Origin of the sequence: Ureibacillus xyleni, assembly GCF_900217795.1 — a bacterium.
GTDB classification, from domain to species: Bacteria; Bacillota; Bacilli; order Bacillales_A; family Planococcaceae; genus Ureibacillus; species Ureibacillus xyleni.
The window spans coordinates 23,177-48,251 of record NZ_OBMQ01000019.1 but is presented as its reverse complement, the minus strand read 5'-3'; the positions used below and the strand labels follow the sequence as shown (position 1 = coordinate 48,251).

28 protein-coding genes are annotated in these 25,075 nt (G+C 34.6%); 16 read left to right on the top strand and 12 right to left on the bottom strand.

Annotated elements, in window-relative coordinates; all coding sequences use genetic code 11:
- Positions 1-150: 150 nt before the first annotated feature.
- Complete coding sequence (locus CRO00_RS18955) at positions 151-1,464, bottom strand: short-chain fatty acid transporter (RefSeq protein ID WP_097075243.1); 1,314 nt, start codon at positions 1,462-1,464, stop codon at positions 151-153.
- Between the two features lie 183 nt (positions 1,465-1,647).
- On the opposite strand from CRO00_RS18955, the gene CRO00_RS18950 reads away from it, so the two are divergent.
- The 3 genes from CRO00_RS18950 (at position 1,648) to CRO00_RS18940 (ending at position 4,259) form a co-directional block, all read left to right on the top strand.
- A complete protein-coding gene (locus CRO00_RS18950) occupies positions 1,648-2,352 on the top strand; it encodes a CoA transferase subunit A (protein ID WP_097075242.1) in 705 nt (234 codons plus the stop codon).
- A gap of 2 nt (positions 2,353-2,354) precedes the next feature.
- Positions 2,355-3,002 carry a 3-oxoacid CoA-transferase subunit B gene (locus CRO00_RS18945; protein ID WP_097075241.1) on the top strand — a complete coding sequence of 216 codons (648 nt, stop codon included), beginning with the start codon at positions 2,355-2,357 and terminating at the stop codon, positions 3,000-3,002.
- A 99-nt stretch (positions 3,003-3,101) separates the two neighbouring features.
- Positions 3,102-4,259: an aminotransferase A gene (locus CRO00_RS18940; RefSeq protein ID WP_097075240.1), complete on the top strand. Its 1,158-nt coding sequence runs from the start codon at positions 3,102-3,104 to the stop codon at positions 4,257-4,259.
- A 59-nt stretch (positions 4,260-4,318) separates the two neighbouring features.
- On the opposite strand, the gene CRO00_RS20240 is transcribed toward CRO00_RS18940, so the two are convergent.
- The 3 genes from CRO00_RS20240 to tadA form a co-directional block, all read right to left on the bottom strand.
- Positions 4,319-4,495: a hypothetical protein gene (locus tag CRO00_RS20240; protein WP_161946749.1), complete on the bottom strand. Its 177-nt coding sequence runs from the start codon at positions 4,493-4,495 to the stop codon at positions 4,319-4,321.
- 251 nt (positions 4,496-4,746) lie between these two features.
- Positions 4,747-7,713 (bottom strand): EAL domain-containing protein, encoded by a 2,967-nt coding sequence (locus tag CRO00_RS18935; protein ID WP_097075239.1) that lies wholly within the window; start codon positions 7,711-7,713, stop codon positions 4,747-4,749.
- Between the two features lie 153 nt (positions 7,714-7,866).
- Complete coding sequence (gene tadA, locus CRO00_RS18930) at positions 7,867-8,382, bottom strand: tRNA adenosine(34) deaminase TadA (protein WP_202615710.1); 516 nt, start codon at positions 8,380-8,382, stop codon at positions 7,867-7,869.
- Between the two features lie 180 nt (positions 8,383-8,562).
- Between tadA and CRO00_RS18925 the strand changes: the two genes are divergently transcribed.
- The 5 genes from CRO00_RS18925 to CRO00_RS18905 all read left to right on the top strand — a co-directional run bounded on the left by CRO00_RS18925 (position 8,563) and on the right by CRO00_RS18905 (position 11,653).
- Positions 8,563-9,204 carry a deoxynucleoside kinase gene (locus CRO00_RS18925; protein WP_097075237.1) on the top strand — a complete coding sequence of 214 codons (642 nt, stop codon included), beginning with the start codon at positions 8,563-8,565 and terminating at the stop codon, positions 9,202-9,204.
- Positions 9,201-9,869 carry a deoxynucleoside kinase gene (locus CRO00_RS18920; protein ID WP_097075236.1) on the top strand — a complete coding sequence of 223 codons (669 nt, stop codon included), beginning with the start codon at positions 9,201-9,203 and terminating at the stop codon, positions 9,867-9,869. The genes CRO00_RS18925 and CRO00_RS18920 overlap by 4 nt, the downstream gene beginning before the upstream one ends.
- A 327-nt stretch (positions 9,870-10,196) precedes the next feature.
- Positions 10,197-10,388, top strand: a complete 192-nt coding sequence (locus CRO00_RS18915) for a hypothetical protein (RefSeq protein ID WP_097075235.1) — start codon at positions 10,197-10,199, stop codon at positions 10,386-10,388.
- 29 nt (positions 10,389-10,417) lie between these two features.
- The gene (locus CRO00_RS18910; RefSeq protein WP_097075234.1) at positions 10,418-10,765 is read left to right on the top strand and encodes a VOC family protein; all 348 of its coding nucleotides are present in this window, start codon (positions 10,418-10,420) and stop codon (positions 10,763-10,765) included.
- 261 nt (positions 10,766-11,026) lie between these two features.
- Positions 11,027-11,653 (top strand): GyrI-like domain-containing protein, encoded by a 627-nt coding sequence (locus tag CRO00_RS18905; protein WP_097075233.1) that lies wholly within the window; start codon positions 11,027-11,029, stop codon positions 11,651-11,653.
- A 48-nt stretch (positions 11,654-11,701) separates the two neighbouring features.
- Here CRO00_RS18905 and CRO00_RS18900 read toward each other — a convergent pair whose 3' ends face one another.
- The gene (locus CRO00_RS18900; RefSeq protein WP_097075232.1) at positions 11,702-12,394 is read right to left on the bottom strand and encodes an AIM24 family protein; all 693 of its coding nucleotides are present in this window, start codon (positions 12,392-12,394) and stop codon (positions 11,702-11,704) included.
- Between the two features lie 144 nt (positions 12,395-12,538).
- A complete protein-coding gene (locus CRO00_RS18895; RefSeq protein ID WP_097075231.1) occupies positions 12,539-14,230 on the bottom strand; it encodes a methyl-accepting chemotaxis protein in 1,692 nt (563 codons plus the stop codon).
- Between the two features lie 164 nt (positions 14,231-14,394).
- Here CRO00_RS18895 and CRO00_RS20235 point away from each other — a divergent pair, with 164 nt between their 5' ends.
- Complete coding sequence (locus CRO00_RS20235) at positions 14,395-14,553, top strand: hypothetical protein (protein ID WP_161946748.1); 159 nt, start codon at positions 14,395-14,397, stop codon at positions 14,551-14,553.
- Between the two features lie 72 nt (positions 14,554-14,625).
- On the opposite strand, the gene CRO00_RS18890 is transcribed toward CRO00_RS20235, so the two are convergent.
- Complete coding sequence (locus tag CRO00_RS18890) at positions 14,626-14,871, bottom strand: hypothetical protein (RefSeq protein ID WP_097075230.1); 246 nt, start codon at positions 14,869-14,871, stop codon at positions 14,626-14,628.
- Positions 14,872-14,893: 22 nt separating this feature from the next.
- Positions 14,894-15,652: an MBL fold metallo-hydrolase gene (locus CRO00_RS18885; protein WP_097075229.1), complete on the bottom strand. Its 759-nt coding sequence runs from the start codon at positions 15,650-15,652 to the stop codon at positions 14,894-14,896.
- A gap of 78 nt (positions 15,653-15,730) precedes the next feature.
- Here CRO00_RS18885 and CRO00_RS18880 point away from each other — a divergent pair, with 78 nt between their 5' ends.
- The 6 genes from CRO00_RS18880 to CRO00_RS18855 all read left to right on the top strand — a co-directional run bounded on the left by CRO00_RS18880 (position 15,731) and on the right by CRO00_RS18855 (position 20,664).
- The gene (locus tag CRO00_RS18880; protein ID WP_202615708.1) at positions 15,731-16,285 is read left to right on the top strand and encodes an LOG family protein; all 555 of its coding nucleotides are present in this window, start codon (positions 15,731-15,733) and stop codon (positions 16,283-16,285) included.
- Between the two features lie 178 nt (positions 16,286-16,463).
- Positions 16,464-17,690 (top strand): threonine synthase, encoded by a 1,227-nt coding sequence (locus CRO00_RS18875; protein ID WP_097075228.1) that lies wholly within the window; start codon positions 16,464-16,466, stop codon positions 17,688-17,690.
- Positions 17,691-17,707: 17 nt separating this feature from the next.
- Positions 17,708-18,373 (top strand): amino acid ABC transporter permease, encoded by a 666-nt coding sequence (locus tag CRO00_RS18870; protein WP_097075227.1) that lies wholly within the window; start codon positions 17,708-17,710, stop codon positions 18,371-18,373.
- Positions 18,354-19,031 (top strand): amino acid ABC transporter permease, encoded by a 678-nt coding sequence (locus CRO00_RS18865; protein WP_097075226.1) that lies wholly within the window; start codon positions 18,354-18,356, stop codon positions 19,029-19,031. The genes CRO00_RS18870 and CRO00_RS18865 overlap by 20 nt, the downstream gene beginning before the upstream one ends.
- 14 nt (positions 19,032-19,045) lie before the next feature.
- Positions 19,046-19,789: an amino acid ABC transporter ATP-binding protein gene (locus CRO00_RS18860; RefSeq protein ID WP_097075225.1), complete on the top strand. Its 744-nt coding sequence runs from the start codon at positions 19,046-19,048 to the stop codon at positions 19,787-19,789.
- 11 nt (positions 19,790-19,800) lie between these two features.
- Entirely contained in the window at positions 19,801-20,664 is an 864-nt protein-coding gene (locus CRO00_RS18855; RefSeq protein ID WP_097075224.1) for a cysteine ABC transporter substrate-binding protein, read from the top strand.
- Between the two features lie 61 nt (positions 20,665-20,725).
- Here the strand turns inward: CRO00_RS18855 and CRO00_RS18850 are convergent, their stop codons facing one another.
- Positions 20,726-21,106: a sodium:proton antiporter gene (locus CRO00_RS18850; RefSeq protein WP_097075223.1), complete on the bottom strand. Its 381-nt coding sequence runs from the start codon at positions 21,104-21,106 to the stop codon at positions 20,726-20,728.
- 231 nt (positions 21,107-21,337) lie between these two features.
- Between CRO00_RS18850 and CRO00_RS18845 the strand changes: the two genes are divergently transcribed.
- Positions 21,338-21,961, top strand: coding sequence for an RraA family protein (locus tag CRO00_RS18845; RefSeq protein ID WP_097075222.1), 624 nt, complete (start codon positions 21,338-21,340; stop codon positions 21,959-21,961).
- Between the two features lie 50 nt (positions 21,962-22,011).
- Here CRO00_RS18845 and gltP read toward each other — a convergent pair whose 3' ends face one another.
- From gltP to CRO00_RS20500, 3 genes are all read right to left on the bottom strand, one after another.
- Complete coding sequence (gene gltP / locus CRO00_RS18840; protein ID WP_097075221.1) at positions 22,012-23,283, bottom strand: glutamate/aspartate:proton symporter GltP; 1,272 nt, start codon at positions 23,281-23,283, stop codon at positions 22,012-22,014.
- Positions 23,284-23,364: 81 nt separating this feature from the next.
- Positions 23,365-24,243, bottom strand: a complete 879-nt coding sequence (locus CRO00_RS18835; RefSeq protein ID WP_097075220.1) for a response regulator — start codon at positions 24,241-24,243, stop codon at positions 23,365-23,367.
- 12 nt (positions 24,244-24,255) lie between these two features.
- Positions 24,256-24,906 (bottom strand): ATP-binding protein, encoded by a 651-nt coding sequence (locus tag CRO00_RS20500; RefSeq protein WP_237658481.1) that lies wholly within the window; start codon positions 24,904-24,906, stop codon positions 24,256-24,258.
- Positions 24,907-25,075 lie beyond the last annotated feature (169 nt).

Below are 25,075 nucleotides of genomic sequence, written 5' to 3'. Positions count from 1 at the left end.
TGCGGGGTCTTCAGCTCAAGCTGTTCCCGTAGGAGTCTTCGTGAATCCCACTTCCTAAAAGATCTGAGCGTATTTTTATTATAAAAATTTATTAAAATCGACTTTTTCAGTGCCCTAGCCTCAGACTAAGTCTTTTTTTCAATTTTAATTTTAGAAAAATAAGAAGCCAATACTAATAATAATACCTGTATATATGAGGACAAATAAACAAAATCCCATAATATCTTTTGCACGCAACCCTGCAATAGCAAGTGCTGGTAATGCCCAGAATGGTTGAATCATATTTGTCCATGCATCTCCCCATGCGATCGCCATTGCCGTTTTAGCATAATCTGCCCCCATTGCCCCTGCTGCTTCTAACATAATTGGCGCCTGCACTGCCCATTGACCTCCACCTGAAGGAACAAAGAAGTTTACGAGACCAGCAGAATAAAACGTAAATAAATAGAATGTAAAATCATTTGAAATAGCTATAAACCACTCAGAGAAGACAATAGCTAAACCGGAAGCTGTCATCATGCCCATAATCCCTGCATAAAACGGAAACTGGAACACAATCCCACTCGTTGTTTTAATCGCTTCCTGAGCAGCTGCTAAAAATCGTTGTGGAGAGCCGTGGAGAATAATGCCAAGTATGATAAAGATTGAATTAACGATATTTAAATCAAGGGCAAAACCTTTCGTAGCGAAGTGGTAAATGAGATATGAAAGACCAATAAGACCAATTAAAATCGTTAATAATGAACTTCTTTCAGACCAAGAAGCAAACGTTCTTTCAGCAGGTGGAAAACTAACTTTTTCTTCTTTCAATAAGGCTGGGTCAACTTCAACAACATCATCTTCTTTTGGCATCATCCAGCGATTAAAGAAAGGCAGTGTAAATCCAATAACAAGGGCGATAAATAAATTGTAAGGTGTGAAAATTGTTTCAGATGTCGGAACAACACCCATAATGTCAGCAAAAGGATGTCCATTTGTTGCAACAGAAAGAGGAATAGAGCCTGCTAAACCTCCGTGCCAAACAACAAACCCAGAATAAGCACTTGCAATTAATAAACGGTAATCAACCTTTTTTACATGGCGAGCAATTTCTTTTGCAAATAACGCTCCAATTACTAACCCAAATCCCCAGTTGATCCAACAAGCAATGAGCGAAACAAATGTAACAATAATTATTGCACTACTTGGCTTTTGTATTTTACTAGCAATGGTGGAAAGGAACTTCTTAAATATCGGACTATTTGCTAGTACATGTCCTGCAGCTAAAACAATGACCATTTGCATAGTAAACGCTAATAATCCCCAAAAGCCATCTCCCCAATAAACAACCATGTCTAACGGCGATGAATCTGTTAAAACAACTCCTAAAAATAAAACTAGTACAGTTAAGATTGCAACGAAAATATACGGATCTGGTAAAAGCTTTTCCATAATAGTATTTGAGATTTTCGTTAAAAATTTCATCGTTACATTCTCTCCTCTCGTTTTATTTAAAAGCAAATTAAATGCTTTCAGTTGAATAATATGTAATGAGCAAAGTTTTTATTATGGGAATATTGAAAAAGAATAATAACGAAAAATGACTAATATTAGTAACTTTTTAATCATATATTTTAATAGGACAAGAATACTTAGGGGGCTGTTTGGATGAAGGGGAAAGTGTGGGATACATTTGATGAAGCAATTTCTGATATTCAAGACGGTGCAACATTAATCGTAGGTGGTTTTGGTTTGTGTGGTATCCCTGAAAAAAGCATTGAAGCACTAAAAAATAAAGGAACGAAAAATTTAAACATAGTTAGCAATAACTGTGGTGTAGATGATTGGGGACTAGGATTATTATTAGCAAATAAACAAATTAAAAAAATCGTCGCCTCCTATGTAGGGGAAAATAAAATTTTTGAACAGCAATTTCTAAATGGTGAAATCGAAGTGGAACTAACGCCACAGGGGACACTAGCAGAAAGGATTCGGGCAGGAGGGGCTGGGATTCCTGCATTTTATACGCCAACTGGGGTAGGAACACCAATCGCTGAAGGAAAAGAAACTCGCTTCCTAGATGGCAAGGAATACTTACTTGAAAAAGCGATAGTAGGAGATTTTGCCCTCGTAAAAGCATGGAAAGCAGATAAATTAGGAAACCTTGTTTTCCGAAAGACATCACGAAATTTCAATCCAATTGCTGCAACAGCAGGGAAAATCACAATTGCTGAAGTTGAAGAAATCGTTGAAGTGGGAGAGCTCAATCCTGATGAAATTCATACACCAAGTATTTATGTTCAACGAGTTGTACTTGGGAAAAATTACGAAAAACGTATTGAACGTTTAACAGTGGTAAGTAAGGAGGGCTAAGAATGAATGCGAGACAACGGATTGTTCAAAGGGCAGTTAAGGAAATAAAGGACGGAATGAATGTAAATTTAGGAATTGGTATGCCCACACTGCTTGCCAATGAAATACCTTCTAACATCAATGTACTATTACAATCAGAAAATGGCTTACTTGGGATAGGGCCGTATCCTTCAGAAACAGAAGTAGATGCAGATTTAATTAATGCAGGGAAAGAAACGGTCACGGTTGTTCCTGGAGGGTCCTTTTTTAATAGCGCTGATTCCTTTGCCATGATTCGTGGAGGGCATATTGATCTCGCTATTTTAGGAGGAATGGAAGTTTCAGAATCAGGTGACTTAGCCAATTGGATGATTCCTGGGAAGATGGTGAAAGGAATGGGTGGCGCAATGGACCTTGTTGCTGGTGCCAAACGGGTGGTTGTCATCATGGAGCACGTATCCAAGCATGGGGAGTCAAAAATTAAAAAGTCCTGCACATTGCCGTTAACAGGAAAAGGGGTCGTTCATCGGTTAATTACAGATTTAGCTGTGTTTGATTTTACAGAGGAAGGTATGAGATTAGTAGAGTTAGCCGACGGGGTAACAATAGAAGAGGTTACAAAAAAAACGGAAGCATCCTTTATCATTGAATCATCCGTTCTATTAAACTAATTGCAGGCGTCTCCTTGAAATAGGAGTCGCTATTTATTTTAACCCAGTGTTAATTTTTGTTTTATAATAGAACAAGATGAAAATAAAGGAGTTACCAATATGGAACATTTATTATATAAAAACTTAAAGAGTATCGAACTATCTGGTATTCGTAAGTTTACAAATATGCTGGTCGATTATCCAAATGCGATTAATTTAACAATTGGTCAACCTGATTTTCCAACACCTGAGCATGTGAAGGAAAAGGCGAAAGAAGCGATTGATAAAAATTATACATCCTATACACCCAATGCAGGAATTTTAGATTTACGAACGGCTATTTCAAAATTCTATGAATCCAAATATCAATTAACTTATAACCCACAAGATGAAATTATTGTAACTCATGGTGCGTCGGGAGCATTAACAATTGCATTAAGAGCAATTTTAGAAGAGGGATGTGAAGTAATATTATCAGGTCCTGCTTATCCTGGGTATATTCCATTAATTGAATTATGTGGCGCAACACCAGTAATAGTAGATACTACATCGTCGAAATTTGTATTAACAGCTGAGCTAATTAAAAAGAACATAACTGAAAAAACAAGATGTGTTATTTTACCATCGCCTTGTAATCCAGTTGGTTCAATTATAGAAGAACAAGAACTAATAAAAATCGCAGCACTTTTAAAAGATAAAGAAATATTTATTATTTCAGATGAAATCTATAGTGAGCTAATTTATGATAAAACCCATAAATCCATTGCCTCATTAGAAGGAATGCGTGAAAAAACAATCGTTATTAATGGTGTTTCAAAGTCCCATTCAATGACGGGTTGGCGTATTGGGTATACATTAGCACCTAGTTATATCACAAAAGAAATGACAAAATTAAACGGCTATTATATAAGCTGTGCAACGAGTATTAGCCAATATGCAGCATTAGCAGCATTAATGAACGGTTTAAATGATCCGGAAGAAATGAAAAAAGAGTATCAAGTACGTCGCGATTATGTATACAAACGAATAGTGGATATGGGTATAGAAGTGGTGAAACCAGATGGAGCGTTTTATATTTTCCCATCTATTAAACAATTCAATATGCCATCCTTTGACTTTTGTGTAAGGTTACTAAAAGAACAAGGGCTTGCTACTGTACCAGGAAGTGCTTTTTCTCCTATAGGTGAAGGTTATATTCGACTTTCCTTTGCACAACCTATTAAGGTATTAACAGATGGAATGGACCGTTTAGAAAAATTTGTGGAGAAGGTAAAATAGTTTACTGCATAGAAAATATTACTGCATTTTAGCCATCCTATTTTGGGTGGTTTTTTTACTTAATTAATGATGTTCGATACATTTTCAATCATTAATACTTCCTGAAATTTGATATTTTGTTCTATAAAAAAGTCGAGAATATATTCAAAAATTTCATGATTGTTATTTTTACTAGGAACTTCAAATGTTAAAAAGGAACCATCATTTAAATAAACTTTCAATTTAATTTTTCTCATAGTAAGTCTCCATTATTATATTTTAGATAATTTTAAAATGAATGGAGAAGTATTTCTATAATAAAAATTTTTCATTTGCTATAAAAAAACAAATGACTAGATAAATAAATATTACAAATGTATATCTAAATACTTGTAATTGATAATATTACTTTGTTTGATTGGTGAGAAACGAAAGAAGCTTTACATGGATTTAATTCTCACACGAAAACATTCCGAGTAGATTTTTTCCAAGTAAAGCCTCTATAAGTTTATAAAAACTTCTTCCGTAAATACGTATGTGCATCTTCATAAATAAAGTTAGTATCCGGAATCTTTTCATTCTTTTTATGGAATGCACTTAATTTATTGATAACAGACGCTAATCGATCTTCTGTTATTCTATTTAGCTCCATACTTATGCCATAATAAAAAATGTCTAAAGAATCTTCTTCGTACCATTTTATTATCCCAGCTGTATCAAATTGTTCATTTAGGATTTGAAATCTAAAATTGAATTTCATTGTTGAGATTACTGGGAGTTTTAAACTGGATACGATCTTTAATCCGCCGAGGCTGATATTTTCAATTAAAATAGGAGTTGATCCAACATTCACCTTATTCCCGTTCATCTCAATAATGGTCATTTCCCCGGCAATTGGGAAGGGAAATTGATAACGATAATATTTCCTTCTTTCATCGAATACAACTTGTTTTCTTCGTTTCTCTGCTTTTAAATAACCTGTGCTTAGCAATTTTTTGAATGTATCTACCCGGACAGGTTTAGAATAAATATAGCCCTGTACAACATCGCATTCGTTTTGTTTTAAAAAGTTCAACTGTTGGTGCTCTTCCACACCTTCAGCCACTACTTTCATTCCTAAAGATTTACCTAAAAAAAGTGTAGAGGAAATAATCCCCTTTTCTAATGGATTGTCTTCTGAGATATTTTTAATAAAAACACGGTCAATCTTAATAGTATCTGGCTTAAAATTGCGTAACGAATCTAAAGAAGCATAACCTGTTCCAAAGTCATCAATCGCGATTTTTACCCCAAGTTCTTTTAAACCCTCAATTGTTGATAAAACGTTTTTTTCACTCTTTAATAAGGTGCTTTCTGTAATTTCAAATTCTAACAAGGAAGCAGGAATATCATATAATTCAACCTGGTATTTCACGAAGTCTAGTAGCCCCTTTTTTATAAAACGAATAGGAGGAACATTGATTGAAATTGGTTGGAGAGTAAATCCTTCTTCTTTCCACTCTTTTAAATAAGCACAAACTTTTACGATAACCCAATCAGTAATAGAGTTAATCAAATGATTTTCCTCAGCAAGCGGAATAAATTCTCCAGGTGCAATTAATCCCCATTCTTTATGGTTCCATCGAATTAATGCTTCAGCTCCACAAATTTGCCCTCGAACTGGTTCAACTTGTGGTTGGAAATATAATTCAAATTCCTCGTTTGCAATAGCTTTTTGCATGTCACGATCTAACACGTATTTTTTATAGGAGGAAATATCCGTTAAATATGAAGATGATTGATAAGTGCTTTTCCCTTGTTTTTTAGCTTGGATAAGTGCTGAATGTGCATTTTCTAGAAGAGTTTTCTTATTTATGCCTTCTTCCGGGAAGAATGTTATACCGATGCTAGTTGAAACATGTAGTTCGTATTCTTGAACCATTAAAGGTGTTTTAGTTGTATGGATTATTTTTTCTGCTAATTTATAAATATCTCTTTTAGTTTGATAATTTTTTAATATCATAATGAAGTTGTTATTACTCAAACGAGCCAGGTAACCATCCTGTGGAGTAAGTGTTTCAAATCGTTTTGCAATGGCTTTTAATGCTTCGTCTCCGATTGAGTAACCAAGAGAATCGTTAATAACATTAAATCGATCAATATCCATATAGAAAATGACGAAAGGTTCCTCTTTCTTTAAACATAACATATCTATCCGTTCATAGAGGTCTCTCTGATTTGGGAGTCCTGTAAGAGAATCATGATTTGATAAGTAATGTAACTTTTCCTCAATTTCCATTTCGTGTGTAATATCGATAACAAGACCAAATACATTCGTAACTTGTGCTTGTTCGTTTATTCTAGGAACAACCTGTTCTAACAACCATTTTGATTTGCCTTTGCCGCTAATGAGGCGATAGATTGTTTGAATACTTTTCCCTTCCGAAATAAGGCTCATGCTGTTTTCTAATACTTCATGATAATTTGGATGAATTAAGTCGAACCATATTTCAGAGTTTTCATATAACCTTGATACAGGAATATCGAGAATTTCCTCTAAACCCTTTGAGGCAAAAATAAATTCCCCTCCGATAGACTCTCTCATCCAAATTCCTGATGTTAAATTATCAAAAATATATTCATAGTTGTCATTTTGTTCAATTAATTGATTTTCTAATTGTGTTTGGTAGGAAACATCTCTTGTAATACCAATTATTTTTACAGGTTTCCCGTCTTCAAAATATACTTCTGCATGAACTTTTAAAAATCGTATACTTTGGTTTTTCCCATGATAAATACGGAAGTGGATGTAGAAATTTTTCCCGTTCCTAATTGCTTCTTCTATTGTTTTTTTTACAAAATCATAGTCATCTGGGTGGACTAACTCAAGTGGCGTATTAATACCCATGAATTCTTGTTTATCTAAACCGTAGAGATGGTAAAAATAATCCGAACAATATAGTTTGTCTTCTTTAATTTGGTATTCCCAACTTCCAATTTGTGCAACTTTCTGGGCGTTATTTAAATGTTTTTCACGAAGTAATAGCTCTTTTCTTAAAGTAACTTTTTCTGTTACATTTGAAACGATTAAATAAACTCCTTCAACGTTCCCCTCGTTTTTGATTGGAATAAAGGTAATCACTAGAAATAAACTATGTTGATCTAAGTGTTTAACCTCAATTTCAAACTTTTCAGGCTGGCCTTTTAAAGTTTTCGTGAAAGCAGATTTTAATGTTTTATAGGTTGTTTTTGAAATATGCCCATTAATATCTTTCAATTCATAAATACTTTTCCCAATTAACATTTGGATTTTGGCATGATCTACAGCAATCATCTCTCCATCCCGGGAAAAAACGATAATAATATCAGGGTGATAAAATGCTAAAGAGGCATAGTAGTTTAAAAGGTCATTTTGAGTTGAAAATTGATTAGGCTGGAAAATCTCCTTTTTTGAGAAAATACTCTTCAGTTTATTAAGTTTGTTAGTGTTTTCCATTTCTTTCAACCCCTTTACTGTCGAATTATAGAATATGTTTAATAAATAATAGTAAAAAGGTATTAAAAATGGAATAGGTAATATAGACTATATGTATTCTGAACAGTTTGAAAATTAACAACAAAAAAGCCAATTCAATGGCGAATTGGTTCTTTATAGTATCTCTTTTTCAGCAAGGAGTTTTCGCATCTGTTTCTCCTCCTTTTTCCGTTCCCGTATCGCGCGGAAAAAATCTGTAAGTAATTGTCCACATTCTTCTGCTAAGATGCCTTCTGCTACTTCACACTCGTGGTTAAATCGAGAATCGTTCAGAAGTCGATACAATGAATCTACACAGCCAGCTTTTAAGTCTCGTGCCCCATACACAACTCGGGGAATTCGAGATTGTAAAATAGCACCGGCACACATTGGGCAAGGTTCCAATGTCACGTATAATGTAGTTTCCTCTAAACGCCAACTTCCTATCGCTTCACAAGCCTTTTGAATGGCGAGAAGTTCAGCGTGAGTAACTGCATTTTGAGTAGTTTCTCTTAAATTATGAGCTCTTGCGATAATCTTATCTTGAAAAACAACGACGGCACCAATTGGCACTTCACCAAGGGCACCTGCAATATTTGCCTCTTCAATTGCGGCCATCATAAAGTTGCGATCTTTATTAAAAATATCCACGTCCATCTCTCCTTGAAAGATAGTGTAACATAAAACTCACCCATTTCTTTATAGTTTGGTACATTCCACAACTGCTAGTAAATTATCCTAGGTCTTCTAGGTAATGACCTTTGTTATTCTTACTGTTCCTATGATAAAATGTATAGCATTGACGAATTTGGCGTGAAGGGGGAACTTGTCGTGACAGTTCCATTTATTACAGTAGAGGGGCCAATTGGGGTAGGGAAAACATCGTTGTCAAAGGCGATTTCAACTCATTTTGATTTTCAAATATTAAAGGAGATTGTAGATGAAAACCCGTTTTTAGGAAAGTTCTATGAAGATATTGATGAATGGAGCTTTCAAACGGAGATGTTTTTTCTATGCAATCGATATAAACAATTAACAGATATTAAGAAACATATAATTGAAACAAAGTCACCCGTAGTAGCTGATTATCATATATTTAAAAATCTAATCTTCGCAAAGCGTACATTAAAACACTCTGAATACGAAAAATATGAGGCAATTTATAATATTTTAACGGCGGATATGCCACGTCCAAATATGATCATCTATTTACATGCAAGTTTGGATACGTTAATGAATCGGATTGCAATGCGGGGAAGGGAATTTGAAAAACTGATTACACGTGAATACATAGAGCAGTTAGCTAGTGATTATCATGAATTTATTCAACAGTTTGTCATACAACACCCTGAGATTCCTGTTCTCCAGCTAAATGGCGACCATATTGACTTTGTGAAAAATGAACAAGACTTACAACTTGTTTTGAAAATGGTACAAGAAACAATCCAACAAAGGAGTTTACATCAAGAATGAACTTACGTGAAAAGTATAATATTCCAGCCACATCTGTAATAACAATTGCAGGAACAGTAGGTGTAGGAAAATCAACTATGACCAATGCACTAGCACGAGCATTAAACTTCCGTACATCTTTTGAAAAAGTAGACACAAACCCATATTTAGATAAATTTTACGATGACTTTGAAAAGTGGAGCTTCCATTTACAAGTTTATTTTCTTGCGGAACGATTTAAAGAGCAAAAACGTATTTTTGAATATGGTGGTGGATTTGTTCAAGACCGTTCCATTTATGAAGATACAGGGATTTTTGCAAAAATGCACTATGATAAAGGGACAATGAGCCCAACTGATTATGAAACGTATACAAATTTATTTGACGCGATGGTAATGACTCCTTATTTCCCACACCCTGATTTACTAGTTTATTTAGAAGGTCCGATTGATGATATTATCGGGCGAATCCATGAGCGCGGACGTGAAATGGAACAACAAACACCACATGACTATTGGATTGAAATGCATAAACGATATGAAGAGTGGATTAATAATTTCAATGCTTGCCCAGTTCTACGTTTAGATATTAACGATTATGATTTAAAGGACAACCCAGATCAAATCGAAAGTATTGTAGAACGTATTGCATATATGTTAGAACAAACATCGCATTTAAGAAGATAATCATTAAGTAGAAAGTACAACGTAGGTATTGACGTTGTACTTTTTTATTTTGAAGGTTATAAGGTGGATTGAAACCGTCTTCATAAAATAATCATTTGAACATAGAAGTAGTATTTGGGCGGGCTTCAATGCTTCCAATACATGCAACTTTACTAATCGCAACAATAGCCTACTTTTTGTCTCAAAAGTTATTTGTTACGAATGTATCTTAGAAAAGATGGTTCTTATTTTAGGACATCACTTTTGAATAATCTGTCTAATAAATGGCATTTTATGTTAAATTTAAAGTGAGGGGAAGTAGTTTTAAAATACGAGGTGATGTTTAACATGAGGTATTTGAGCATCTTTATTAGTATCATTTTGATTTTCCTAGGAAGTGCACTTTTAAATATCACGATTAATGATGAAATGATGAAGAATATAATGCTTAAAATTTCTGGTGGATTTGTAATGTACTTTGGTATTGTTATCCTTGTAAAAGCGATAAATAAAGAAGATGTACAAAAGAAGAATGCTTGATTTTAATCATATGGTAGGAGTTAGATAAGATGATAAAAGGTTTTGGAGGAGTTTTTTGGAGAACTAAGGATCTTCCAGGTGTAAAAAGGTGGTACAGTGAAGTGTTAAAGCTTGAGATAGACGAGTGGAATGGGACTATAATAAAACCCCAAAAGGAAAATGAAACAATCTTTTCTTTCTTTACCGAGAATGACAATTACTTTCCTACAGAGCAACAAGTGATGTTAAATTTCCAAGTTAATAATATAGACGAGATGATCAAGCATCTTGAACAAATTGGTGTACCACTTGTGAAGGATATGGAAATTAGTGAATTTGGCAAATTTATTTGGATTAAAGATCCGGATGGTCGATTAGTTGAACTTTGGGAAAAATAATGAGATAAACTAAATGAATCCCCAATAAGTGCTGGAGATTCATTTGATTTTTTAAAACTTTCTGGGAACTGCTTTACAACTACTGCATTTGAAATAGTATTTGCCATTTAAAAAAATTGTATGACACCTTGCTAAGCTAGCAGATAAGCCATCTGTTATAAAATTCAGATGCATTATTTTTTAAATGGGGTTAACAATTATACCATTCCTTATTTAGCTGATTGACCAAAAGAAAAGTAAGCGCTGCGTGAGGTGGAAGGAATGAGAAAATTTGAATGGAGAAAAGAATTAAAACAACTCTATTTACCAAAGAAACAACCTACTAAAATTGACATTCCAACGATAAAATATTTCACGATAGAAGGCAGTGGAAATCCTAACAGTGAACAGTTTTGTGAACATATTGAAGCTTTATATACATTGTCTTATGGAATAAGAATGCTACCTAAAAAAGGGATAACACCACAAGGATATTTTGAATATACTGTGTTTCCTCTAGAGGGTATTTGGGATTTAGATGAGGTAGGTAGAACGTTAGATTATCTAAGTAAAGATCATTTCGTCTATAAATTAATGATTCGACAACCAGATTTTGTGACAGAAGAATTATTCCACTACATGTTAGAAAGTGCAAATCAAAAGAAGTCAAATCCTCATTTAGATCGTGTGAAGTTTGAAATGCTAACAGATGGTCTATGTGTACAAGCTATGCATAATGGAAGCTATGACCTAGAGCCAGAAACATTTGCCCTAATGGAACAATACTGTAATCAAAACAACCTCAAAAGAATAGAGAAAACACATAAGGAAATCTATATTTCTGACCCAAGAAGGACATCTCCGGAAAAGTTAAAGACCGTTCTAAGATTTAAAGTAATGGAGTTATAATAAATAAAAAAGTAGGTTTCCGATTTAAAAGAAACCTACTCCTTCCTATTAACTTTGTGCTTGCATATAAACTTCTTCATAAGGCTGGACGATGACAAAGCCTTCTCCTTCAAATCTCATTTGGATGGATTCACCACTGCCTCTTCCGATAAAAGTTTTAAATGAAATATCCGTTTGAATTTCAGGTTGGAGATTTCCTGACCATGCCACTGTCGCATTTGGATCAGTAATAACGGGCTTACCCGGTGTAACATGTAAGGTAAGAGGTTCATAATGAGCTGTAATGGCAACTAAACCAGTACCTTCGCAGCGAACATTAAACAATCCACCAGCCATCATTCCTGCAACCTTTTTCATTAATTTAATATTATGTTTAATGGATGGTTCAAAGGCTAGAAGATCGTTGCCATTTACATAAATTGCTTCGTCTTGTAAGTGGAGGATTATGATTTTTTTCCCGCTATCCGCTAAGTATAATTTTCCTTGACCGTTTGCCTTCATAAGAGAGGTACCTTCACTTGTTAAAGCCTTTTTAAACATTGCGCTAAGGCCATGCTCTAAAAGACCCTCTCTTTCAAATTTAATTTTTCCTTCATAAGATACCATTGAACCAGCTTTAGCCCAAACAAGTCCATCAAGATTGACTTCAAGAATTCGTGGCGTTTCCAGCTCAAAAAATCCCTCACCCTTATCCACTTGCTCAGTATTTTTAATAAATTGTTCAATCGAATATTTATTCATCCTCACACATCCCCTCTTTTTACCATATACGTAATAAAAGTAAATGGGTTTCAAAAGAATTAACAAAATGCCTCCCTAAACATGTAGGAAGGCATTTACTTAACACATACTTTAATTATATGGATTTAAACAGATTTCATGATTCTATAATTTAAATTTCCGAACAATCTCTCTTAATTCTTCAGCCATATTCGCTAAGGATGTTGAAGATGATGTGACTTCCTCTAGTGTTGCTAATTGTTCTTCAGAGGCAGAGGCAATTTCGTTAGCACTACCCGCTGTCGTTTTTGCTAAAATTGATACTTCATCAATTGAAGCATTTACTTGTTGCGCACTTGCAGACATTTCTTCGGATATAGCTGATAACTCCTGTGTTTGGGAATTAACATGGGCGATCGAGTTTAAAATTTGCTTGAACGTTTCACTTGTTTCTTCTGTCAGTTTTAATCCGTTACTTATTTCTTCATTTCCCTTAACTGTCATTTCAGCTGCTTTTAGAGTTTCTGCTTGCATAATTTGGATGATATTTGAGATTCGATTTGCAGATTCTCTGGATTGTTCAGCAAGCTTACGAACTTCGTCGGCAACAACTGCAAATCCTTTTCCATGTTCCCCAGCACGAGCTGATTCAATGGCAGCATTTAATGCCAATAAGTTTGTTTGATCTGCAATGCCTGTAATAAGTTCTATAATATTGCCAATTTCATTAGACTTTGATTCTAACTCATTCATAACTAATTTCGTGTCCCGGCTTGTCTTATAAATAAAGTTCATTTGTTCAATTACTTTCTGAACGTTTGTATTTCCTAAATTTGCTTGACTCGTTGTTTCTTGAACGGATTCAGCAACTTGACTTGAAGATTCGGCAATGCTCTGTACACCTTGAGTAATTTCTGCAATTGCACGGGCACTTTCATCCGTGTTTTGGTCTTGGATTTCCACATTCCTTGCGACGTCCTGTATTGCGATGACTACTTGGTTTGTAGCAGAAGATGTTTGTTCTGCACTCGCCATTAATTCTTCTGCAGAAGATGCCACTTGCTCTGAGTAAAGGCTAACCTGCTGCAGGATATCTTTTAAGTTTTTTGCCATTTGATTAAATGATTCTGTTAAAACACCAATTTCATCTTTTACTTTTACATCTACCTCTTCAAATCTTAAATCGCCATCTGCAATTTGTGTTGCTGTAGAAGTTAATTTATCTAGTGGTCTCAATTTTTGTCTTATAAGTAGTAGGGAAGAGAAACTTGAAATCATTAAAAAGATAATCGATGCAAATAGTATCATTTGACTAACGTTTAATTCTTTATTTTTCGCGTCTACTTCTGATTGGATCCACTGTTCTAGTTCACTATTAAATTTATTTAAGGTTTCACCGACTTTTTCTTCTCCTGCTTTATATTTAGAGCCGAAAAGTAAAGTTCGAGCCTTGCTTGATTCCCCTTTTTCAACTGCAAGCATCGCAACTTCTTCAATTACTATTAATTCATTAGAGTTTTTTATATATTCATTTGCTAAATCTAGCAAATTGTTTGGAATATGATGTTCCTGCAATTGGGAGATAATTTTTTCCCTAGTTTTTGTTTCATTCATTTCTCTTAAATAATTATCATGGTGAACTTTATCACCAAACTGTGCATAAGATTTAATTTCAGTAGATAAATAGTTTGTTGCATCATGTAGTTGCACAGCTAGTAATGTAAGTTCTTTATCTAAAATCAACATATTCTTTCGTTCAGTTGTTTTATCTAAAAAGGAAATAGAACTCCATACAATCAAGGCAATTAGTACTAAAGTTAGTATTATCGAAATCTTAATTAGACTCTTTATCTTCATTTTAGCCTCCTATGATGATAATTCTTTATTACTAATGATAGTATTTAATTTTAAGAAAATCCACATCTTTCAAAAAAATGTATATTTATATTACTACTTTAAAGTTACTACATGTTTTTGTAAAGGAAGTACAAACTAAGTTAACAAAAAAGGAGGGAATAATGTTGGGTAAAAACGGAAGAATCCATGATGTAAATGATCAGGCAGCATTAAACAATAATATTGGGTCATCCACTTTACAAATGAATCCGAATATTGCAAGGCAACATGAAAAGCCAAAAACGAAAAGTGAACTTCTCCAAAATAAAGGGAGAGAAAAGTAGCAAGTTAGTTTAAAACATACAAAAATAATTCGCGGCTTACATATGTAGTCCGCGAATTTTTAGAACTAATATTTATTCCTCTTGTATAAACCTCACTTCATCATACCCACACTTTTTACACACCATTAAATGAGGGCAAATTTGATCTCTAGCAGTGTTTGGATAACCGTCTCCCATTTTAACTGTTTCTTCATCATTGTAATGTCCATAAGGGTCTAAGTAATCTGATACTTTCCCTGAGTCTTCTAGAAGTGTCTGACATTTGGAGCAATGTATTTCTAATGTTTTTAATGAATTACATAAAGGACAAACCGCCATTTTTTCACACCTTTTTGCTAGTCTAAAATTCAAGAACCCCATGCTTCTTAACTAGGGTGATTTTTGTGTCTGAAAGCATATGATGAAACTGTTCCACATTGTCGTTATAATGCATTCCATATATCTTCACATGTAAATCGGTTGGGTAATATTGAAGAACTTCTTCCATGGTTGCATGGACACCGTTTGATGTAAAACTGATATCTTGAAAAATAGCTACAGTTTTCTCATCAATCCTGCTAAGTATGTTTGCCTGTTCCATCCATTTTATATCCCCAGTAAATAAGATGTTCCCCTCTTGCCAAGCAAGCTTAAATCCGGAGCTAAGTAAGTCTTTTACATGGGCATTGGTTGTGTTAAAAAGAGAAAATTCATAATCCCCAAATGTATAAACTTCCCCATCGGATAAAGTGATAAAGGAACAAAAGTCATCTACGGTACGATCCTGATTTTCAAGTCCATTACTTAACAATTTCTTTAATGCAGGAAGTAGTTTTTCATGAACAATAATTTTTGTTTTCTCAGGTGTATGTTGACTTGCATTAAATTGCCAGTAACGTTGCATCACCATTTCTTCTAATCCTCCAACATGATCGAAATGAAGGTGAGAAATGAATACAAAATCGATATCAGTATAACTAAAATTTGCTTCAGTTATGCTATTACGTAAAGTTGTACCAGCATCAACTAATAAATTTGTTTCATTTAGCTGCAAAATATAGTTATTGTGGTAGTTAGTTTTTGTAAAAGCACCGCCAACTCCAAGTGGATAAATTTTCATACAGATTCTCCTTTTTTACGATTAATTAATATTTTCCGATTATAATATATTGTATCAAAATGGTTTGGGGGAATTATAATGAACGTTGCCATTTACTGTGGTTCACAAACAGGAAAAAGCTCCACTTATATGGAAAAGGCAAAAGAACTAGGGGCACAGTTAGCAAACGCTTCAATCGGCATTGTTTACGGTGGATCAAATGTTGGGCTAATGGGAGCTGTAGCAGATTCAGCTCTTTCTCATAATGGAAGAGTAATTGGCATTATGCCGGAACATTTACAAAAACGAGAAATTGCTCACTTACATTTAACAGAAATCCATTTTGTCGATTCCATGCATGCTCGTAAAAAGAAAATGATCGACCTTTCCGATGCATTTATTGCTTTACCAGGTGGTTGTGGCACACTGGATGAGTATTTTGAAGTGTTTACTTGGGCTCAAATCGGACTGCATCATCATCCAGTAATCTTATATAATATGAATGGTTTTTATGATGCACTCATACAACACTTTAACAAAATGATTGAAGAAGGCTTTATTCGTGAAGAACAAAAGGAAATTCTACAAGTCGCAACATCAGCAAATGATATTCTAGAAATTTTACAGAAGGTTCAAAGCATTAAGGATAAATAATTGAATTTATTAAGAAAAATTAGAAAAATCTTAAAAACATAGTTGACTAATAGGAAAAGTGAGATTAAGATAATATTAGTTTAATAAAATAATTAGTTGATTGGACAAACCAAAGACTACAATTCTTCTCTTATATTAGGGGCTTATTGTGGTCTTTTATTTTTTAGGAGGAGAAAAAATGAAAGACTTCAGTTATATTTCACATTTAGAATGCCCAAAATGCGGCGAAACATACGAGGAAACTAAAGTACAACAACTATGTAAATGCGGTTCGCCATTACTAGTTCGCTATGATTTAGAAAAGGTAAAAGCGAATGTAACAAAAGAGGAGATTTCAAAAAGAACAAATACTTTATGGCGCTACCATGAGTTACTCCCAGTACATAGTGAAGAGAATGTTGTAACACTAGGTGAGGGAATGACACCATTTGAAAAATTCCCAACACTTGGGGCTGAATATGGAATAAATAATTTGTACATAAAAGATGAAGGGATTATCCCAACAGGTTCATTTAAAACGCGTGGAGCAAGTGTTGGTATCTCTAAAGCAAAAGAACTTGGTGTTAAACAACTAGCAATGCCTACTAACGGTAATGCAGGTGCTGCTTGGGCTTTATATGCATCAAAAGCTAACATTAAAGCAACGATTGTAATGCCACTAGATGCACCACAAATTACACGTAAAGAAGTATTTGTAGCAGGCGGCGACTTGCATTTAATTAACGGTTTAATTAGCGATGCAGGTAAAGTTGTAGCGGGTCTAGTTCAAAACCAAGGTGTATATGATGCTTCCACATTAAAAGAGCCTTATCGTATTGAAGGTAAGAAAACGATGGGGTATGAAATTGTGGAGCAATTTGGATGGAAAGTTCCTGATGTAATTCTTTACCCAACAGGTGGAGGAGTAGGGATTATCGGAATCTATAAAGCAATTCTTGAAATGCAAGAATTAGGATGGATTGAAAAAGGTAAATTCCCACGCTTAGTAGCAGTTCAAGCTGAAGGTTGTGCACCGATTGTAGATGCATGGAAAAAGGGCGAAAAAGAATCCAAGTTTTTTGAAAATTCAACAACATGTGCATTTGGTATTAACGTACCGAAAGCGTTAGGAGATTTCTTAGTATTAGAAGGTGTTTATGCAACTGACGGCTGTGCAATTGCTATTTCAGAAGAAGATTTATTAGCGGCTCAAAAACAAGTAGCATCTTTAGAAGGAAACTTCATCTGTCCAGAGGGAGCGGCAACATTTGCTGCTGCAAGAATTCTTCGTGAACAAGGATGGATTAAAGAAGATGAACATGTTGTATGTTTAAATACAGGTCTAGGTTTAAAATACCCAGAAACTGTTGAAATCGAAGGCGTACAAACACTTCAACCTGGGCAAGAACTGTTCGTAAATAATTAATCGTTAGTGGTGGGAAAATGACATTTGATTGGCAATATATTGTAGATGCATTACCACACTATAAAACGGCATTGTGGTTAACGGTAAAGCTTGCAACGATTGGGATTATTCTTGCTATTATCGTTGGTATGGTTTGTAGTATAATCCAATATTTCAAAGTGAAAGTACTAAGCCAAATTGTACAAGTATATTTAGAAGTTGCACGTAATACACCGCTTTTAATCCAATTATTCTTTTTATATTATGGGTTGCCAAAGATCGGAATTACTTTAAGTGGGGAGCTATGTGGGATTATCGGGCTAACGTTTTTAGGCGGGAGTTATATGGCTGAAGCATTCCGAGCAGGGATGGAAGCCGTAACAAAATCTCAAATTGAAACAGGAAAAGCAATTGGTCTTAGTAATTTGCAATTAATGCGCTATGTGATTATTCCTCAAGCGTTTTCCTATAGTGTTCCTGGTTTTGGTGCAAACTGTATTTTCCTTTTAAAAGAAACATCCGTTTTTAGTGGTATTGCTATTTTAGAACTTACAAATACAACAAAAAACTTAATGGGTATTTTTTATAAAACAAACGAAGCATTATTAATGCTAGTTATCGGATATTTAATCATTTTACTTCCTTTAACATTGTTCTTAACTTGGCTAGAAAGGAGAGTAAGACATGCTGAATTCGGGAATTAGTGTCCTTTTTGAAGGAGTAAACATGCAACGTCTACTTCTAGGACTTCTCGTGACATTGCGTGTTGCACTCATTGCGGTCGTTATCTCAATTGTTATGGGAATCCTTATCGGGATTATTCGAACATCTAAAAATAAACTTGTACAAATTCCTTTCAGATTATATTTAGAACTGTTTCGAATCATTCCAATATTAGTATGGTTGTTTGTTATTTATTATGTAATCCCTGCAAACTTTGATTTGAACTTAAGTGCAGAGGTAGTTGCTCTTATTGTATTTAGTTTATGGGGTACAGCTGAAATGAGCGATATTGTTCGTGGATCTATAATTTCACTACCAAAGCACCAAGCTGAGTCAAGTAAGGCATTAGGACTTAGTGTTGCACAAATGTATCGCTACGTGCTAATTCCACAGGCAACTAAGCGGAGTATTCCACCGATGATTAACTTAATTACTCGGATGATTAAAACTACCGCGTTGCTCACGATGATTGGTGTAGTAGAAGTAATTAAAGTCGGCCAACAAATTATTGAAGTCAATAATTTAGACCATCCAACGATTTCATTTTGGATTTATGGTTTTGTGTTTTTATTATATTTTGTTATTTGTTTCCCATTATCGCGTTTTTCAAGAAGATTGGAACGAAAATGGGCAACTTAAGGAGTTGTTAACAAATGAGTGAGCAAGTTCCTATTTTACAAGTGAAAGGTCTCACAAAGAAGTACGGGGAAAAAATCGTACTGAATGGTATCGATCTTCAAGTTGAAAAAGGAAAAGTAATTGCAATTTTAGGTCCATCTGGTTGTGGTAAAAGTACATTTTTACGCTGTCTAAACGGTTTAGAGGAAGTACAGGGTGGCGATATTTTACTAGATAACGAGAGTTTAATTAATAAATCAACGAAATGGCGAGAAGTTCGTCAGCGAATCGGAATGGTATTTCAAAGCTATGATTTGTTTCCTAACTTAACAGTAATGGAGAATATCTTACTATCGCCACTAAAGGTTCAAAAGCGCAACCACAGTGAAGTTGAAGCTCAAGCCTTAGAATTATTAGAGCGAGTTGGATTAGCAGATCGAGCAAACGATTATCCAAGACAATTATCTGGGGGGCAAAAACAACGTATCGCAATTGTACGAGCTTTATGTATTAACCCAGAAATTATGTTATTCGATGAAGTAACAGCATCCCTCGATCCAGAAATGGTTCGAGAGGTGTTGGATGTTATTGCACAGCTTGCAGATCAAGGGATGACCATGCTTATCGTTACCCATGAAATGAATTTTGCAAAACTGGTAGCAGATGAAGTCATCTTTATGGATAAAGGAAATATCCATGAGCAAGCCCCTGCAGAACAATTTTTCACGAATCCGCAGACAGAGCGAGCTCAGCAATTTCTTAATATATTACAATTTTAGGAGGTACATACATGAAAAAATATTTAGTCCTTTTATTAGCTGCTTTAACAGCAGTAATCTTAGCAGCTTGTGGAGGTAGTGATTCAGAAGAAAAAGCTGAAACTTCATCTGAAGCGACTTCTGCAATTGATGCAATTAAAGAGCGTGGAACTTTACGCGTAGCTGTATTTAGTGACAAACCACCATTTGGCTACGTTGATGCAAACGGTGAAAATCAAGGGTATGATGTAGTATTAGCAAAACGTCTTGCAAAAGATTTATTAGGCGATGAGTCAAAAGTAGAATATGTATTAACAGAAGCTCAAGCTCGTGTTGATTTATTAAAATCAGATAAAGTTGATGTAGTATTAGCAAACTTTACTGTAACACCAGAACGTCAAGAGCAAGTAGACTTTGCTAACCCATACATGAAAGTGGATATCGGAATTGTATCTCCAAACTCAGCATCAATTGAGTCAGTTGAACAATTAAAAGGTAAAAAACTTATTGTTACAAAAGGTACTACAGCAGAAGCATTCTTCATGAAAAACCACCCAGATATTGAACTTGTGAAATATGATCAAAACACAGAAGCTTTTGAAGCGTTAAAAGATGGACGTGGCGATGCAATGGCTCAAGATAACGCATTATTATTTGGTTGGGCAAATGAAAACCCTGATTTCTCAGTAGCATTATCAACTTTGGGTGAATTAGATTATATCGCACCAGCTGTGAAAAAAGGAAACACAGAATTACTTGAATGGTTAAATACAGAACTTGAAGCTTTAGGGCAAGAGCAATTCTTCCACAAAGCGTATGACGAAACTTTAAAACCTGCTTTCGGTGAAAACATTAGTGCTGATGATGTTGTAGTAGAAGGTAAAGTAGAGGAATAATCATTTGAAAAATCCGTACTTCTTTATAAAAGAGGTGCGGATTTTTTGGCTAACAGTACATTTATTTTAGTATAATCGCTACTAATAAAGGAATTGACATGAGTAGTAAGACACCAAAACTCCACAAAATTTGCTTTCCTGTAGACATATTCTTTGGACGAATACTAATAGAATCATATAAATCGTTTATTGCCTTTTGTTCTTTTTTGTGGAGCATTTTCTGAAACGCATCGTAATCTTCTATATAGGAGTATGGTGAATCTAAACCAAAACGAATGGCACGTATATCATCCGTCACGTCCTGGTTATCATGAAAATAAAGAATCGTTGGTGCAAGTCCTCCAGTAGATTTTGCAATAACATTGATATCGAAAGTTGCCATTTTATAACGTACTTCTCCATTGTCATTTTGATATTGTTTCACTAAACGATTCGTTTTCATAACATCACTCCCCACATATTTATATACCCATCCTTCAAAAATCTAACATGTCTTAACAATACTATTTCCATTTTTCCAGAATATTAATCATATAGTCCTATGGGAAAAGCGATTAGCATAATAGTGTAAAATATGTGCTAAAAGAAATAAAAAAACCTATTTAACTTAATTTAATATTCCTATATCATAAAAAATATAACAATATTTTGAAAATTTAAGGGGTGTATGTAATTGACAACAACAACAATTCAAGAAAGATTATTAGCTCTACCAACAACTGCAATCTCTGATGCAACAGGTGGTCATACAAATGTAGCGGCAAGTATTAAACCGTTATCAGACCATTTTAAAATTGCAGGACGAGCACTTACTGTACGGCTTCCAGATGGGGAAAATGGAGCTGTACTAGAAGCAATTAGTAAGGCAAACAAAGGGGATATTTTAGTTATTGATGCAAAAGGCAATACGAACCGCGCTGTAGCAGGGGATTTTGTCATTTCCCTTGCAAAAGGTGTAGGCATTCAAGGGTTTGTCGTAGATGGAGTGATTCGAGATCTTGCAGCAATACGAGAGCTAGATTTTCCTGTCTTTTCGCTAGGAACAACGGTTGCTGCTGGTAATAAAAACGGGGGCGGAGTAGTTGGTATACCGGTTTCTGTAGGTGGGGTTACAGTACAATCAGGTGACTTTATTATTGGGGATATCGATGGTGTCATTGTTGTTCCACAAGAAGATGTAGAAAAAGTTGCAGATGCAGCAGAGGCGAAAGTAGCAAAAGATGAAGCGCGGGAAAAAGAAGCACTGTCTAATGGAGAAGAGTCAATTCGAGCATATTTAGCAAAGGTAGTTAAATAAATAAAAATTAAATAAAAAAGGCCGCGAAATTAAATCGCGGCTTTACTAAATTATTTTGATAATTCTGCTGCATATGCTTCCATTTTACTTTCGTCAAAACGTTTTTCCCATTTAGACATCACGATTGCAGCTAAAGAGTTACCAACGACGTTTACAGCTGTACGTGCCATATCTAATATACGGTCAATACCTGCGATAAACGCTAACCCTTCAAGAGGAATACCTACAGATCCTAATGTAGCTAAAAGAACAACGAAGGATACTCCAGGAACCCCTGCAATTCCTTTTGATGTAACCATTAATACAAGCATTAATGTAATTTGTTCCATTAGGCTTAAGTCAATGCCATACATTTGTGCAATGAAAATCGCGGCAATTGCTTGGTATAACGTAGAACCATCTAAGTTAAATGAGTATCCTGTTGGAATAACAAAAGATGTGATATCTTTTGGACAACCCATTTTTTCCATTTTTAACATAATACGTGGTAAAACGGTTTCAGAACTTGAAGTAGAATAAGCTAAAATAAGCTCGTCCTTTAGAACTTTTAATAATTTGAAAATGTTAATACCAACAATTTTCGCTGTTAGACCTAATACGACAAGTACAAAGAAAATCATTGCTGCATAAACTAAAATTGCTAATTTACCAAGTGGAATTAATGATGATAAACCGAATTTAGAAACAGTAACACCGATTAAACCAAATACCCCAAATGGAGCAAATTTCATTACTAAATTTGTTACCCAGAACATTGCATCTGCCACACCTTGTGCAACGGCTAAAATTGGTTTACCTTTTTCACCAATTGCTGCAACTCCTAAACCAAACAATACTGAGAAGAAGATAACTTGTAACATGTTCGCATTAGCCATTGAACTAATGATGTTTGTAGGTACAATACTAACAATCGTATCAAGCAATCCGCCTTCGTGTTCCACGGTTTCAGTTGTTTCTACATAAGATGAGATATCTGTTTGTGTTAGTTGATCCATATTGATGCCAGCACCAGGTTGGAACAAGTTTGCTGCACCTAAACCAACAATAATCGCAATCGTTGTAATAATTTCAAAGTATATAAGTGTTTTCCCACCAAGGCGACCAAGTTGTTTCATATCGCCTGTGCCGGCAACACCAACAATAAGTGTAGAAATAATAATAGGAACAACAATCATTTTAATTAGATTTAAAAAGATAGTCCCAAGAGGTTGTAAATACGTTTCAACATTAGGGTTACCATAAAAGACAGCCCCAACAATAATCCCTAATACAAGACCGATTAAAATTTGAGAAGCTAAACTTAGCTTGAATTTTTTCTTCATTACTTCCCCCCCAATCATTTTCGTAGGATAAGCCTACTTTATACATGATACGGACAACTTAGAAAATCCGACAAAATCCGATTAATTTATTTTTGAATTTATATCAGAAAATAATACCTGGATAAATTTTTTTATATTTACTTTAGCTTTTCGAGGTTCATTTTTTTCTATTTGGCGCATTAATAATCGAATTTCAGTAAAATCGAAATAACGGGGAGAATAATACTCGAATTCAGAATTTGTATAATCGACAATACCTAAATTAGCTAAATTAATCATCGCAGCTAGTATGGTTCTTCTTACGCGTTGTTCGATTGCTTTACTTTCTTTTGCAATATCTTCAGGGGTAGTTTTCGTTAACTCAGCTAGACGTTCATACATCTCTTTTAAAGGTGGTAATGGTGCTATATGTTGTTTATCTATTAATAACAGTTCAATTATTTGTGTAATATCTTCACTTCCGACTTCACCAACAATCCCCATATCATTAAGGATGGCTTGGATGTGATCACGAGAAGTTTTCTGACTTTGTGCCATGTTGAGTGGTTCGATTGACGATAAGGATTGTCGAATGGCAAGAATTGAATTTTTTAATCGATATTGTTCCTCTGTTTTGCGTAATACCTTTTCAACTTCAACTTTGTTTATAGGTTTATGAATAAAAAATTCAATTCCCTTTTCATAACTTTCCGCGACCATTTCTTTGTTAACGACTTGTGAAATCATAATAAAAATACCGGTAAATTGTTGTTCATGAAGCCTTTCAATCGTTGCAATTCCATCTAACTTAGGCATGAGTAAATCAATTAATACAATGTCGGGTTGGATTGCTAAAATTTGCGGGATAGCGTCTTGCCCATTTTGTGCCTCACCAATTACTGTTCCTAACTGATTTTCTTCTATTATTTGTGATAACATCATACGGCTCGCACGATCATCATCAACTATAAAGTACCGCATAATTTTTTCTCCTTATTGCAAATTATTCGTTGGGATAGTAATGGTGAATTTTGTTGCTTGATCACTTTCCGCAACGATTGTTCCTTCAAATTTTTCCACTATTGATTGTACATGAGATAGACCAATTCCAGTGGATGCTTTTCCTTCGTCATTAAATTTTGTTGTATAACCAGCATCAAAGATTACCGGCAGCATTGTTTTTGGAATGCCTACACCCGTATCTTCCACTTCAATTACTGTTTCGTCCCTTTGTAGGTTAATTGAAATAAAAATAGAGCCTTGTTCTTCAATGGCTTCCACAGCATTAGCGACAAGATTATTTAATAAAGCTAGAAGTGCAATAGGCTCCTTCGTGTAGAAGTCTGAACTATAGGTCATCTTGAATTCAATATTTTTATTTAAGTAAGTGCTATATTTTTTATTTCCTTGTATCACATATTGAAGTAAATTCGAAACTAAATGAGCATCTAAATTTTTTGTAGTTGTAATTTTGGAAAGCCCCGAATAGATTCGTTGGCTATCTTTTTTTACTTCGTGAATTTCTTGGGAGATGTAGAGTGCTTTTGTACTTAAATTGTGATCTAGCGGCTTTAATGCTTTATAGAGTTCGAAACTAGATGCTGTAATTTGTTCAATATGGTCCATTGATTTTTTTAAATACAACGTTTCTACATATAGGTTAGAACCAATTGATAATAATTGTTGGAATTGCCTCTTCTGTTCACCGATTATAATCGCACTATAAATTCCAACAACAGAGAAACTGCGAATAAAAGCTACAATTAGTAATAAAAATGATTCCTTTAATAAATGAGTGTGCTTTACTACAAAT